Here is a 13,551-nt window from a genome sequence, read left to right as displayed (position 1 = left end):
CGTCCGGACGCGGTGGTGGGGCATTCACAGGGCGAGATCGCCGCCGCGGTGGTGGCGGGCGCGCTGTCACTGGAGGACGGTGCACGGGTGGTCGCCCTGAGAAGCCGGGCGATCACGGCACTGACGGGCCGTGGGGGCATGGTGTCGGTACCACTGCCGGCGGACGAGGTACGCACCCTGCTGCCGGAGGGCGTGTCAGTGGCAGCGGTGAACGGTCCGTCGTCCGTGGTGGTAGCAGGTGATCCCGCCGGCCTGGAGACCGTGCTGGCATCGGTGGAACGGGCCCGGCCGGTCCCGGTCGACTACGCCTCACACTCGACGCACGTGGAGGAGATCCGCGAGGAGATCCTGGACGTGCTCGCGCCGGTGTCCCCGCGCAGCGGTGAGATCCCCTTCTACTCCACGGTGACCGGCGGGCTGCTGGACACCGCGGCCCTCGACGCCGAGTACTGGTACCGCAACCTGCGCCGGACCGTGGAGCTGGAGACCACGGTCCGCGCGCTCGGCGCGGCGGGACACGACGTCTTCGTCGAGGTCAGCCCGCACCCGGTGCTGACCTCGGCGATCGAGGAGACGGCCACCGGGATCGTGACCGGCACGCTGCGCCGGGACGCCGGCGGCTGGGACCGGTTCCTGCTCTCCCTCGCCGAGCTCCACGTGGCCGGCGTGCTCGTCGACTGGAGCGTGGCCTTCCCCGGCGCCCGCCGGGTCGCACTGCCCACCTACGCCTTCCAGCACAAGCGGTACTGGCTGGACCCGGCCATCGAGCACATCGGCGGCGCTGCCGACGGCCACCCGCTGATCGGCCGGGCGCAGCCCGTCGCCGACAGCGGCACCCTGCTGCACACCGGCCGCCTGTCACTGCGCACCCACCCGTGGCTGGCCGACCACGCCGTCGGCGGCATCGTGGTGGTGCCCGGCGCGGCCCTGGTGGAGACCGTGCTGCACGCCGGCCGGGAACTCGGCTGCGGTCTGCTGGAAGAGCTGACGGTGGAGACCCCGCTCGTGCTCGAACCGGCCGAGCCGCTCACCGTCCAGCTGTCCGTGGAGGGTCCCGACACGGCGGGGCGGCGCCCGTTCGCCGTCCACTCCACGTCCGGCGAGGGACCCTGGACCCGGCACGCCACCGGATGGCTCGCGCCCGCCGGGGACACGGCCGTGGCGCCGGACGACGCCCCGTGGCCGCCGGCCGGCGCACAACCGGTGCGCATCGACGACCTCTACGGCACCTTCGCCGAGGGCGGCATCGAGTACGGCCCCGCATTTCAGGGGCTGACCGCCGCCTGGCGCCTGGACGGACGGATCTACGCGGAGGTGGCCCTGCCCGAGCAGCAGCGGTCCGGCCTGCGGGGGTTCGGCGTCCACCCGGCGCTCCTCGACGCCGCGCTGCAGACCGTCGGCCTGACCCGCGACGGGGACGAGGGCGGGCCCGTCCTGCCCTTCTCCTTCGGCGGTGTCGCCCTGCACGGGGAGCCCGGCGGCGACCTGCGGGTCGAGACCACGGTGCGGGGCGAGAACGAGGTGTCCGTCCGCGCGAGTGACCGCGGCGGTCGGCCCGTGCTCACGGTGGACTCCCTCACGCTGCGCCGCCTCACCGGCCTGGCCCGCCACGACTCGCTGTACCACGTCGCCTGGGCGCCCCGCCCGCTGCCGCAGGCGGTGGAGCGCCCCGACACCGTGATCCGCGTCGAGCCGGGCGCGCCGACCGCGGAGGCGGCCCACGAGGCCGCCCGCCGGATGCTCACCCGGCTCCAGGAGTGGCTGGCCGCCGGCCACCCCGACGGCGCCCGCCTGGTCGTCGTCACCCGTGGCGCCATCGCCACGGGTCACGACGAGGACGTGACCGACCTGGCCGGCTCCCCGGTGTGGGGACTGCTCAGGTCCGCCCAGTCGGAGAACCCGGGTGCCTTCGTCCTCGTCGACACCGACGAGGAGAGCGAGCACCTGCTGGATGCCGCACTCGCCTGCGACGAACCCCAGATGGCGCTGCGCGGCGGCGAACTGCGCGTGCCCCGGCTGCACCGGTCCGCCCACGAGAGCACCGAGCGTGAGTTCGACCGGGACGGCACCGTCCTCGTCACCGGCAGCGCCGACGGGCTGGCCGGCCTGGTGGTGCGCCACCTCGCCACCGAGCACGGCGCCCGCCGGATCGTCCTGGCCAGTCGGCGCGGTCCGGGAGCCGAGGAGATCCAGCGGCTGGGCGCGGACCTCGAAGCCGAGATCGTCGGCGCCGCCTGCGACATGGCCGACCGGGACGCCGTGGCCGAGTTGCTGGCGTCCGTACCGGAGCAGGCGCCGCTGACCGCGGTCGTGCACACCGCGGCCGTGCTCTCCGACGGCGTGCTCACCTCGCTCACCCCCGAGCAGGTCGACACCGCGCTGCGGCCCAAGGTCGACGCCGCGCTCAACCTGCACGAGCTGACGCGCGACCTCGGGCTGCGCGAGTTCGTCCTGTTCTCCTCGGTCGCCGGTGTCCTGGGCGCCCCCGGCCAGGGCAACTACGCGGCGGCCAACGCCTTCCTCGACGCCCTGGCGCACCACCGGCGCGCCCGGGGCCTGCCCGCCCAGTCCCTCGCCTGGGGCCTGTGGGAGCACAGCAGCGGCCTCACCCAGAACCTGGACGAGACCGACGTGGCGCGGATCTCGCGCGGGGGGGTGGTGCCGTTCGACACCGGGCAGGGCCTGGCGATCATGGACCTGGCGCGGGGTACGGACGCGCCCGCGCTGGTCCCGGCGACCCTCGCGGCCGCCGCACTGGAGGCCGCGCCCGAGGACGCCCCGGTCCTGCTCAGGGACCTTGTGCGGGTTCCGGCCCGGCGTTCCGGCGCGGCGCCCGAGCGGCGCGGCGCCGACGAGCTGCGCAGCAGCCTCGCCGGCCTGGACGAGGAGGGCGGCGACGCCCTGCTCGGCGAGATCGTGCGCGGCCACCTCGCCACCGTGCTCGGTCACGCCTCGGCCGACGACATCGACGGGACCGCCGCCTTCCTCGAACTGGGCCTGGACTCGCTCACCGCCGTCGAGCTGCGCAACCGGTTGGCCTCGGTCACCGGGCTGCGGCTGCGCCCCACCGTCGCCTTCGACTGCTCTACTCCCCGGGAGCTGGCGCGGTTTCTCCGCACCGAGCTGCTGGCCGCGCCCGCGGCCGGGCCGTCGGAACCACCGGTCTCCGCCCGGCGTGCCGGACCGCTGGACGCGGCCGGCGAACTGTTCCGGTACGCCGCGGAGCAGGGCCGGCTGAAGACGGGCGTGAAGATGCTGCACCAGGCCGCCCAGCTGCGGCCCATGTTCACGGCGGTGGAGGGCCGCGAGGGCATACCCGGTCCGCTGCGGCTGGCCACCGGCCCCAAGCGGCCGAGGATCATCTGCCTCTCCGCGTTCGTCGCCCTGGGCGGCGCCCACCAGTTCGTCCGGTTCGCCTCGTTCTTCGGCGAGGAGTACGACGTCGCGGCGCTGGACGTGCCCGGCTTCCAGAACGACGAGCCGCTCGCCGCGGACGCGGAGGCGCTGGCCGATGTGTACGGTGACATGATCGCCGAACTGGTCGGTGACGACCCGTTCGTCCTGCTGGGATCCTCCTCCGGCGGCGTGCTCGCGCACGCGACCGGCGAGCGGATGAGCCGGCGCGGCATCGCCCCGGCCGGTGTGGTGGTCATCGACGGCTACCCGATGACCAGCCCGCACATCAACCGGGTGCAGGACCAGCTGCTCAAGGGCATGTTCGAGCGCGAGGAGCGGTTCGTCAGCCTGGACGGCACCCGCCTGACGGCCATGGGCTGGTACTGCGGTATGTACGAGTTCTGGGAGCCGCGCGCGGTGGAGACACCGACACTGCTGCTGCGGGCCACCGTCCCGCTGGAGGGCATGACGGACGACCCGTCGAGCGAGGAGTGGCGCGCCGAGTGGCCCGCCACCAAGGTGCTGGACGTGCCCGGTGACCACTTCACGGTCATGGAGGACCACCTGCAGACGACCACGCAGGCCGTCAAGGACTGGCTGGCGAGCCTCTGACGTGTGGGGCCCGCACGTCCGGGCGGGCCCCCGCACCGCGATCCACCCTCGACGCCGCCCCAGCGCGGTCGAGGCGCTGTTCCCCCCTTTTTTTCCGCGGCCGGGCTGCCGTGTCCGGCACACGATGTATGGAGGTTTCCATGGCACTGGGTTACTTGCTCGGCGGAGGCGTAGGCACCGAGCCGCACGGCGTCGAGCTGCACCGCGCGTTCCCCGTGATGCAGCGGCTGTACGCGCAGATAGCCGAGTGGACCGGCCTGACCGTCGGCCAGATCCTGGAGGAGGACCTGCCGGAGGGCCAGGAGGAGCGGCAGAGCGTCGGCTCCATCAGGGAGACCGCGCTCGCCGTGGCCGTGCACGACATCCTCGCCGAGCAGGGTGTGCACCCCTCCGTGCTGGGCGGTCTGAGCCTGGGCGCCATGACCAGCAGCTGTCTGGCCGGCGCCCTCACCCGCCGGGAGTTGTTCGGTCTGCTCCGCAGCACCCGCCTCTGCCCCGACCCTGACCCCTCGGACCCGGCGCACGCCCTCGCCATCGCGGCCGTCCCGGCAGGGCAGAGCGTCGAGGCGTTCGTCGGCGGCTTCGAGGACGTGTACGTCGCCGGTGACATGGGCGACACCGCCGACGGCGCGCTGCGCATCTACATGCTGGGCGGCCTGCACGAGCCCATGGCCGCACTGGCGGGCTCGCTGCCCGAGGGCCTGGTGACCCTGATGCCGGGCCGGGGCATCGCCCAGCACACCCCGCTGCGCGCCCCGTACCAGACGTTCATCGAGCCCCACATCGACGCCATCGGGTTCGCCGCGCCCAAGCTGCCGGTGCTGTCCTGCCTGGACCGCAGGCAGCTGGCCTCGGGCGACGACGTGCGGGACCTGTTCGAGCGCAACCCCACCACCCCGATCAGCCTGCCGTACGTGTACGAGGGCATGCACGAGCTGGGCGTCCAGTTCGGTGTGGTGGTCGGCCCCGCGATCCCGGCCGGACTGTTGCGCCTTCCCTTCCCCGTGGTCCACGTCGAGCAGCCGGAGCACGTCGAGAAGGTCGTCTCCAGCGTCTTCGAGCTCGGCATCGAGTACCCCGAGGAGGGACTCGCGCCGTGCTGAACGCGGGACTGTCCCCGGCCGACTGCGACAAGCTCGTCGACGGCTGGCTGAGCACGGACCTGGACGAGTGGACCCGGCGGGTGGTCCGGCGTCACTTCGACCCCGAGACCGGCAGCCCCTACTGGCTGGAGCGGGCGAAGGAGCTGTCGTTCGACCCGCGTGACCTCACACGTCATGCGGAGCTGACCGAGTTCGGGCCGTTCGACCTGGACGTGCTGCGCACGCGCGACCCGCGTGACTTCGTCCCGCTGGCCGTGCCTCGTCCGCTCACCGGCCGGGTGTGGGACTCGGGCGGCACCACGGGCGCGCCGTGTCGCGTCTTCTACACCTCGGAGATGATCGTCCACCGGGGTGTGTGGCGCCGCTGGTCGTTCACGACCGAGGGCTTCGAGCCGCACCGTACCTGGCTCCAGGCGACACCCACCGGGCCACACCTGATCGGCAACGGCGTCTGGGAGGCCGGGGACCTGCACCAAGGGGTCGTGTACGCGATCGACATGGACCCCCGCTGGGTGAAGCGGCTGCTGCGCACCGCGCGCATGCCCGTCGCGCGGGACTACACCGAGCACCTGCTCGACCAGATCCTGGGGGTGCTGGAAACCCGGGAGGTGGACTACCTCAACACCACCCCGGCGCTGGTGGTGGCGCTGATCCGGCGGGCCCCCGAGCGGGTCGCGGCGCTGCGCGGCGTCCGGCTGAGCGGTACCCATCTGGTTCCCTCGGTCTACCGGCGGATCGTCAAGGCGCTGGACGGTGGTCTCTGCGGCCTGAGCTACGGCAACACCTTCGGCAACGCGGCCGGTCTGCCGGTGGAGAAGGACGGTGAGGTCATGCCGTACCTGCCCAACTTCCCGCAGGTGACGATGGCGGTCGTCGACAAGACCGACCCGATGACCGTGGTGCCCTACGGCTCGGTGGGCCGGGTCCGGCTGACCGTGCTGCACGACGACCTGTTCCTGCCCAACGTGCTGGAGCGGGACGAGGCGATGCGGTACGACACCGGCGACCGCTTCCCCACCGACGGTGTCGCCAACGTGCGCCCGCTGGAGACGGCCGGCACCGCGGTCGAGGGGCTTTACTGAACTGCTGTCGCCCGCGTCTTCCGATGCGGGCGGCAGCAGGCCTTGCGCACCGTCCGGCGGATCTGCCTCCTGGGCCATTCCTGCCGTGAGGTCGCTCCCCGGGAGTGGACACCGGGTTTCACGCGGCGAGTGGCAGAGTACGTGATGTGATCATTCGTTGTTCGAATTCGACCGGGGTGAGGTAGCCGAGCGAGGAGTGTCGGCGGCGTCGTGCAAGGCGGCGGGCTGCTCCGATGATGTGCGTCCACGGCGGCGTCGGCTTCGGCACGACCGTCGCGGTCGACACCGCGCCTGCGCCGATCCCGGGTGGTCCGCCGGGATCCGCGTCGGCGCCTCCGTCTTCCTGCCGTCGGCCGGGGTCAGGCGGCGGTGCGGGATGCCGAGCGGTTGACCTCGTCCCGGAAGGCCAGCCAGTCGAGCACGGGGGCGGTGTCGAAGGCCGGGCCGGGCGAGACCAGTTGGAAGAGCCTGATGCCGACGTCGAGCAGGCCCTGACCGACCTCGTCGGGGCCCTGTCGGAAGACCCTGGCCGAGCGCTCGATCTCCCCGGGGTCGCGGCCGATCCGGGCGCACCAGGGTCCGGGCGATCGCTATCCGCTGTCGTTCGCCGCCGGACATCAGTGCTCCGCCCTCGCCGACCTGGACGTCGAGGCCGAGGTCGGTGCGGTGGGTCAGGTGGCCGAGGTCGACGAAGCGCAGTGCCTCCTCCATCCGCGCGTCGGTCGCGTCCGGGGCGGCCAGCAGCAGGTTCTCCCGCAGGGTGCCGGCCAGCACGGGGGCCTCCTGCTCGACGTAACCCAGTTGTCCCCGCAGGAGGTCCCGGGGCAGGTCGCGGATGTCGACGCCGCCCATCCGCACGGCGCCCGAGTCCACGTCGTAGAACCGTTCGACCCGTTGCAGCAGCGTGGACTTCCCCGCGCCGGAGGGGCCGACCAGGGCCGTGCGGCTGCCGTGGCCGACGGTGGACGGGATCATGTGGTCGGGGAGGGTGCGGGTGAGGTGCTCGCGCAGTTCACCGACCGCCGGGCCGCCGCTTCCCGCCGCTTCCGGGGCGGCGGGCGGCGCTTCGGCCGTGACGGGCACGTAGTAGGCGACCAGCCGGGGTCCGCCGGGGCGGTCCTCGCGGGGTGAGCAGGGACTGGGTGCGGCGCAGGCCCGGTTCCACTCCGGTGCCGTCGGCCCGGCCCCGCAGGGGGAGGGTGTTGATGAACAGGCCGAGTCCGCGTTCGGCCCCGCTGCCGCCCTGGGTCCGTCCGAACAGCACCGTTCCGAACACCACGTCGTCCTGGCCGGTGCCCCGGGCCAGTACCAGCCCCCAGGCCAGGTGGAACAGGGCGGCGGTGGACACCCCGGCCCGGCGGGCCTGTGGGACATTCGGCGGGGTGCACCGGCGGGCGTGACAGTCGGTGGTGAAGTCGGCCCGGGGCGCGGTGCTGGTCTTTCGACCGGCCCGTTTCCCCGGAGCCGCTTCCCGAACCGGGCATGCGACTTGGCACCGCACCCGGCTCTCCACAAGCCCCGGAGGGGTTCGTGGTGGTTGTTCTCATCCCGTGGCGTCCCAGAGAGTGGGAATCGTCAGGCCCCGGTAGCGGTAGCGCGTGGTGCCTCCGGCGTTCTCGCTGCGGTCTAGGGTGCCAGGGCCGCGCCAGTCCAGGCACAAAGCGGTGGCGTCGTCTCTCACGTGGCCGTTGCAGGCGTCGGTGACCGCGGTGACCATGGCGCGCACGACTTCGCGAGGGTCCTCGGTGGCGGTGTCGCGGAGGATGCCGGGCAGGTCGACGGCTTCTGCTTGGCGTTCTTGCATGCCGTCGGTGTAGAGCACGAGGCGGTCGCCGGGGCGCAGGTCGATGTCCTGTACCTGGTAGGCGCCCTGCATGGGGACGCCGAAGGGGAGATCGATGTGCAGCGGGATCTCGTCGACGGTGCCCTCGCGCAGCCGCAGGGGCCACAGGTGGCCGGCGTTGACGAGCTGAGCGCCGGTCCCGTCCAGTGCGATGCGCAGGATCTGGCCGGTGGCGAAGGCCCGTCGGCCGTGATCGAGGAGGGCCTGGTGGGTCTGGCGGGCCTGCTCGGCAAGGCCGGTGCCGGCGCGGCGGGCACCGCGGGAGGCGTTGACCAGGAGAGTGGCCATGAGGGAGGCGTCGACGTCGTGGCCCATGGCGTCGGTGATCGACAGATGCAGGGTGTCCTCGTCGAGGCTGTAGTCGTAGGTGTCACCGGCGATGTCGGAGGCCGGGACCAGCGCGCCGGCAAGGGTGAACTCGACTGCTTCGCAGGAGGGGGCTGACGGCAGGAGCTGGCGCTGGATCTCCGCCGCCAGGGTGACCGTGGCGGTGCGGTTGCCCCAGTAGTAGAGGTCGGTGAAGCGGCGGTCGGTGACGATGATGTACGCCAGAGCGTGCGCGGCCTCTGCGATCTGCTCCAGCACGTCCTGTGTGACGTGAGTGAGGCGAAGCTCCAAAACCCCGATCGCGTCACCCCGGTTGGTGACCGGGGCGAGCACCCGCTGCCCCTGCGCTCCCTCCGGCACTTGCACCAGTTTCTGAGTGCGCAAGACCTCGCCGTAGACACTGCCCGCCAGGGAGACCTGATCGGCGCCGCGCTCCTGAGGTGTCGCCCTCTCCTCGTGAATCCGCAGCAGGCGCCGACCGACGACGTCGACGAACAGAAACGACACGTAATGTGCATCGAACCGCTCGCGCAGATTGTGCGCTACGACATCGAGCGAGCGCGCCGGCGCGGCATCCTCCGCCGCCGCCAGCACCTCGGCCAGTCCGAGCCGGTCACGTTCCACATCAGTCTCCTCACCTTACCGACCCTCCTTCCCACCGCTGCCCTGGAAATCACAGCAGCGACACACGTCCCAACCTGCAGGCACTGGGTGAAATCTTCCATCAGGGTGCGGGAGCCGGGAACAGCGGCGAGGAACAGTTGCTCTTTGGATCCGAAGCGCCGCATGGCCAGGCCGTGTGTGACGCCCGCCCGGCGCGCGGCCTCGCCGATGGCGGCCCGGCGCTCCTCGGGTGCACGCCTGAGCTTCACCGGCGATGCGGCACCCCGGCCGGTCACGGGGGGGTCCGCGCGCACGGTGCTGACTCAATTGCACCAAGCGTACATACGGTCACTATCTTACTGACCGTATGGTCACCTAAAGCAGGGATACATCGCCCCACAGAGGGACTAGTACTGCAACGGTGCTTGTTCTGAGTGTTGGGCAGTTTTCAGGGTCTGTGTCCACGGCGTTTGAAGTGGCTGAGCCGAGCTTGATACTGCCGTCTGCGGCGCCACGTCGACCAGTGCAGGATGTGGTCGGCCGGGGTGGGCCGGCGGTTGGTGAGTCGGGTGATCAGGCGTCGGATCTCGGCGAGGCTGCGGTGGATGAACTGGGAGGATCCGTTTCTGCTTTGTCCGCGTCCAGCTGTCGGGCGCGCAGGACGGTCAGGCAGGCGTGGGCGGCCATGGCCAGGGTCATGTGGCGGTGCCGGCCGGGACAGCGGCGGACCTGGTAGTCGTCCAGGCCGCACTCCTGCTTCGCGGTCTGGAAGCATTCCTCCACCGCCCAGCGGCTGCCCGCGACGCGGATCAGCTCGTCCAGCGTGGTGCCGGCGGGGCAGTAGGGGATGTAGTAGGAGATCTCGTCCGGGCGGCTGACGCTGCGGCGGGCGAGGACCCAGTGCCGGCGGTCCTCGCGGTGCCAGGGCCGCACCTCGACGCGGGCCCAGTCGTAGATCCGCCGGCCGTGGGCTCCCTCACCGCAGGAACGGCGTTTCCACTTCTGCCGCGGCAGGCTGGGAAACAGGTCGTGGACGGGATGGTCGAGTGCCCAGCGGGTGACGACCGTGTCGTGGCGGGTGGTGGCCATGACGTGGAAGACGTCCGCCTGCTCCAGCCCGTAGCGCCGGCCTTTGCTGAAGCCGTAGGCGGCGTCCGCCGTGACCCACCGGAACGGGACCTTGTCGGCGATGGCCCTGCGGACCATCGTCTTGGCCATGGCCACCTTCGTGGCGAAGGCGACACTGTCGTCGATGCCGGCCCGGCGGCAGCGTTCCCGGTCGTCCGTCCAGGAGGTGGGCAGATACAACCTGCGGTCGATCAGGGTGCGTCCGCGGCTGGTGGCGTAGGTGAGGAACACGCCGATCTGGCTGTTCTCGGTGCGTCCGGCGGTACCGGAGCACTGCCTTTGCACGCCGGCCGAGCGGATGCCCTTCTTCAGGAACCCGGTGTCGTCGACGATCAGGACGGCATCTGGGTCTCCGAGGTGTTCGACGACGTAGTCGCCTACGTCGTCCAGGACCTCGTCGGCATCCCACTCGATGCGGTTCAGCAGCCGCTGGATGCGATCGGGCCCCGCGTGCCCGGCCTCCTCCGCCAGCGTCCAGCCGTTCTTCCGCTCCAGCGGCGCGACCAGCCCCCGCATGTAGGCAAGCGCTGACTGACGCGGCTCCTCCCGGTTGAACCGGTGCACGAACCGCTCATGCACTGCGTCGAGTTCACCCGCCCACAACCTGACATCAGCAAGGCCCCCACCCATGACCACATCAACGACCGAGCTGGCCAGCAGTCACGACAAGCACCGTTGCAGTACTAGGCCCAGATCCTTCCCCGACATTAATGACCGCCTGGACATTAAAGGTCCTCGCCTGTATGGTCTTTAATGACCGAACGGTCACTAGCGAGGAACCCCTCGTCCATCACTGCATGTCCTCGGTCACTGTCTGCTCCTCCTGACTAGAAAGAAGTCCAGTCATGAACCCCGAGCCCCTCTCCCCCGCCAACACCACCGTCGTCCTGGTGGACTATGCCGTCGGATTCGCGAATCTCCTGCGCTCCCACAACCTCACCGAGCACATCAACAACGTCGTGGGTCTGGCGAAGACCGCGAAGTGGTACGGCAGCGGGCTGGTGGTGACCAACGGCGAGTCCAGCAAGCCGTCCGGCCCGCTCTACCCGGAACTGCTCGAGGCCCTCGGTGACCAGCCGGTCATCGAGCGCGCGGTCGACTTCAACTCCTTCCTCGACGAGTCCTTCGCCGATGCGGTGCGGGCGGAAGGCCGACCGAACCTGGTCATCGGCGGCATCGCCACCGACGGCTGCGTCCTGCAGACCGCGCTGGGCGGACTGCGCGAGGGCTACAACGTGCACGTGGTGGTCGACGCCTCCGCCAGCCTCTCGCGCGAAGCCCACGACGCCGCGGTGCAGCGCATGGCCCAGGCCGGCATCACCCCGGTGACCTGGTTCTCCCTGGCCGCCGAATTCCAGCTCGACCCCACCTTCCACAATGCTCCGCACCGCCTGCGCCTGATGCAGGAGAACGTGCCGGCCATGGGCATGAGCGCCCGCTCCTTCCTCAACGCCGTCGAGCTGGGCAAGCGCGCCACCACGGCCTCCTGATCCACCCTCAGGAGGCCTCCGGCCGCCTCCGGTGCCCCCGGCCCGGGGGCACCGCCCGGTCTCGCGCAGAAGGGGATGCCGTCCGGTACCGTTTCCGCGAGTGACACGCAGGGGAACCACCGCTGCCCGGACGGACCATCGGCGCCGAACCCTGGTGGGCAGCATCAGCGAGCCCGGCTGCTGCTCCAGGACGGCACCTTCAAAAGGCGAAGTTCCAACGCCTGAAGAGCCTGCCCGAGGCGGTCAAGTCCGTCTGACCGCCTCACGCGGATGGCGGCCCCTGAACGAGCCGGTGTGCCCTCACACCCCGGTAACTGCTGGCCCGTTGCCCGCGAGCTCAGCCTGGCAGGCACGGCTCACGTTGCCTGCGTAGCGCGACACCTTCAACTGGGCACCGATGTCCGGCTGGCGCGCCATTCGGGTGCTTCCGCTGTGTCGGTGAACTCCAGGAGGTGCTGGCCGGCCAGGCGCTGCAGTGCGGCACGGACTTCGGCGGGCGTGGTGTAGAAGAACTCACGTCGTGGGTTGACGCGGTTGACTCGGCGATCCTCGAACTCCTGGTGCAGCCGCCGCTCCAGCCCCACCGCGTCCTCGCTGAAGATCAGCGCGTGTACGTCGAAGCGGAACGGGACGGAGGCGTCACCGAGTTCGTTGACCCGGTCCATGGGATCCAGCCGCCGGGTCAGCCCGATCTTGACCATGCGCTCCCCGAAGGCACCAATGTTGGAAATCACGTACACATAGCCGGCACGAATGTTCGCCTCGCGTGCGTCCACCGCCCGCAAGTCGTCGCCGAGCTGCTGAAGCTTCTCCTCCAGCTCGGCAATACCGGCCGGGTCACCGGTCCCGGCGCGCAGCCGTCGCAGCGCGCTCTCGTAGTGGCTGCGTTCCTTCTCCAGACGCTGACGCTCGCGTTCAATCTCCCGCTGCAGCCGCTCCTCCTCCCGCTGGCGGGCCCGCAGTTCCCGCTGCTCCTCCTTCTCTGCCTCCTTTCGGGCCAGGTGGTCGGCGGTCAGCTCAAGCTCCTGGACCCGCAGGCGGTGGTAGTCGTCGCTGATGCGGATGTGCATCGTGGCGCCCAGCCGCGCGATCGACTCGCGTGTCTTGCCCAGCCGGTCGATGAGCGAGGACAGGCGGTGCGGTTTCATACCGCGAACCGCGTTGTCGGCCTCCGCGTTGTAGGCACGGAGCATCAACTTGGAGAAGTCCCGCACCATTTTTCGGCCCTGGGCGAGGGAACCGTTGACGGTCCAGTCCTGTGCGGCCAGGACGGCGCGATTGTCCCGCGCCAACTGCTTGTACCGGGTTTTCAACTCCTCCAACCGCCCGGCATACGCCACCGCATCAGCCAGGGGATGCCGGTATTCGTAGATACCGGCATCCTGCAGCATCCGGACCTCATCGATGATCACCAGCTCCGCCTCAGCCGCGGCCACCCGCTGCCGTGCCTGCGCCGCCTCCTGCCCCAACACCTGTACCTGGCCGCGCACCTCGACCAACGACTGCGCGGCCCGCTCCGCCGCGTGCTCCACCTTCGCGTCCAGCACCCCGTCGATCCGCTGCAGTTCCGCCACCTTCTCGGCGTGCGCCTGCCGCAGCCGCTCCTGCTCCGCGACAATCATTGCGCTGTCGGCGCCCATCAGGCTGGCGAGCTGCTCCGTCAGCTGGTCCACCTGCGCCTGCAACCCTCGCATGCGCTCGTCACAACGCGCGAGTTCGCCGGCGAGACGCTCGGCCTCCGCCTCGGCCTGCTTCCGCCTCCGGCCGAAGAGTCCCACCGGGCTAGTCCCAATGCCGGTGACTTAGTTTGTGTCTTGTCGGGTGATGGTCGTGGTGTCCGGTGCGGGTGGTGTCCGGTTGCGGTGCTCGGCCCGTTTGAGTGGCCAGTTCGACATCTTGCGTTTGATCATTCTGGGGCAGGTCCGATGACGGCGTGCGGGCAGCAGGCGTTCGATGATCTCAGCCAG

9 protein-coding genes and 1 pseudogene are annotated in these 13,551 nt (G+C 70.9%); 4 read left to right on the top strand and 6 right to left on the bottom strand.

Annotated features, from left to right (window positions below):
* Positions 1 to 12: 12 nt before the first annotated feature.
* The 3 genes from KUM32_RS36945 (at position 13) to KUM32_RS36935 (ending at position 6,193) form a co-directional block, all read left to right on the top strand.
* Positions 13 to 4,008: an SDR family NAD(P)-dependent oxidoreductase gene (locus KUM32_RS36945; protein ID WP_308408819.1), complete on the top strand. Its 3,996-nt coding sequence runs from the start codon at positions 13 to 15 to the stop codon at positions 4,006 to 4,008.
* Positions 4,009 to 4,148: 140 nt separating this feature from the next.
* Positions 4,149 to 5,111, top strand: coding sequence for an ACP S-malonyltransferase (locus KUM32_RS36940; RefSeq protein WP_217146242.1), 963 nt, complete (start codon positions 4,149 to 4,151; stop codon positions 5,109 to 5,111).
* Positions 5,105 to 6,193, top strand: a complete 1,089-nt coding sequence (locus KUM32_RS36935) for an arylcarboxylate reductase (protein WP_217146241.1) — start codon at positions 5,105 to 5,107, stop codon at positions 6,191 to 6,193. The genes KUM32_RS36940 and KUM32_RS36935 overlap by 7 nt, the downstream gene beginning before the upstream one ends.
* A gap of 579 nt (positions 6,194 to 6,772) precedes the next feature.
* Here KUM32_RS36935 and KUM32_RS44335 read toward each other — a convergent pair.
* The 5 genes and pseudogenes from KUM32_RS44335 to KUM32_RS36910 all read right to left on the bottom strand — a co-directional run.
* A pseudogene (locus tag KUM32_RS44335) lies at positions 6,773 to 7,168 on the bottom strand (ATP-binding cassette domain-containing protein); the annotation flags it as partial.
* 37 nt (positions 7,169 to 7,205) lie between these two features.
* A complete protein-coding gene (locus KUM32_RS44330; protein ID WP_308408818.1) occupies positions 7,206 to 7,541 on the bottom strand; it encodes a condensation domain-containing protein in 336 nt (111 codons plus the stop codon).
* A 195-nt stretch (positions 7,542 to 7,736) separates the two neighbouring features.
* On the bottom strand, positions 7,737 to 8,987 hold the full coding sequence (locus KUM32_RS36920; RefSeq protein ID WP_217146239.1) for a PP2C family protein-serine/threonine phosphatase: 1,251 nt from the start codon (positions 8,985 to 8,987) through the stop codon (positions 7,737 to 7,739).
* Positions 8,906 to 9,235, bottom strand: coding sequence for a TetR family transcriptional regulator (locus tag KUM32_RS36915; RefSeq protein ID WP_374227595.1), 330 nt, complete (start codon positions 9,233 to 9,235; stop codon positions 8,906 to 8,908). The genes KUM32_RS36920 and KUM32_RS36915 overlap by 82 nt, the downstream gene beginning before the upstream one ends.
* 304 nt (positions 9,236 to 9,539) lie before the next feature.
* Positions 9,540 to 10,724, bottom strand: a complete 1,185-nt coding sequence (locus tag KUM32_RS36910; RefSeq protein WP_217146237.1) for an IS701 family transposase — start codon at positions 10,722 to 10,724, stop codon at positions 9,540 to 9,542.
* A gap of 215 nt (positions 10,725 to 10,939) precedes the next feature.
* Between KUM32_RS36910 and KUM32_RS36905 the strand changes: the two genes are divergently transcribed.
* On the top strand, positions 10,940 to 11,584 hold the full coding sequence (locus KUM32_RS36905) for an isochorismatase family protein (protein WP_217146236.1): 645 nt from the start codon (positions 10,940 to 10,942) through the stop codon (positions 11,582 to 11,584).
* Between the two features lie 383 nt (positions 11,585 to 11,967).
* Here the strand turns inward: KUM32_RS36905 and KUM32_RS36900 are convergent, their stop codons facing one another.
* Entirely contained in the window at positions 11,968 to 13,362 is a 1,395-nt protein-coding gene (locus KUM32_RS36900; protein WP_308408817.1) for a DUF4041 domain-containing protein, read from the bottom strand.
* Positions 13,363 to 13,551 lie beyond the last annotated feature (189 nt).

The organism is Streptomyces sp. AC627_RSS907, from assembly GCF_019049165.1.
The sequence above is the reverse complement of the archived record's forward strand: the minus strand, read 5'-3'. Positions and strand labels throughout refer to the sequence as shown.

What these genes read in the sequence shown, in the direction of transcription:
- KUM32_RS36910 (WP_217146237.1), bottom strand. Translation starts at nt 10,724, where the DNA reads ATGGGTGGGGGCCTTGCTGATGTCAGGTTGTGGGCGGGTGAACTCGAC.
- KUM32_RS36905 (WP_217146236.1), top strand. Translation starts at nt 10,940, where the DNA reads ATGAACCCCGAGCCCCTCTCCCCCGCCAACACCACCGTCGTCCTGGTG.
- KUM32_RS36940 (WP_217146242.1), top strand. Translation starts at nt 4,149, where the DNA reads ATGGCACTGGGTTACTTGCTCGGCGGAGGCGTAGGCACCGAGCCGCAC.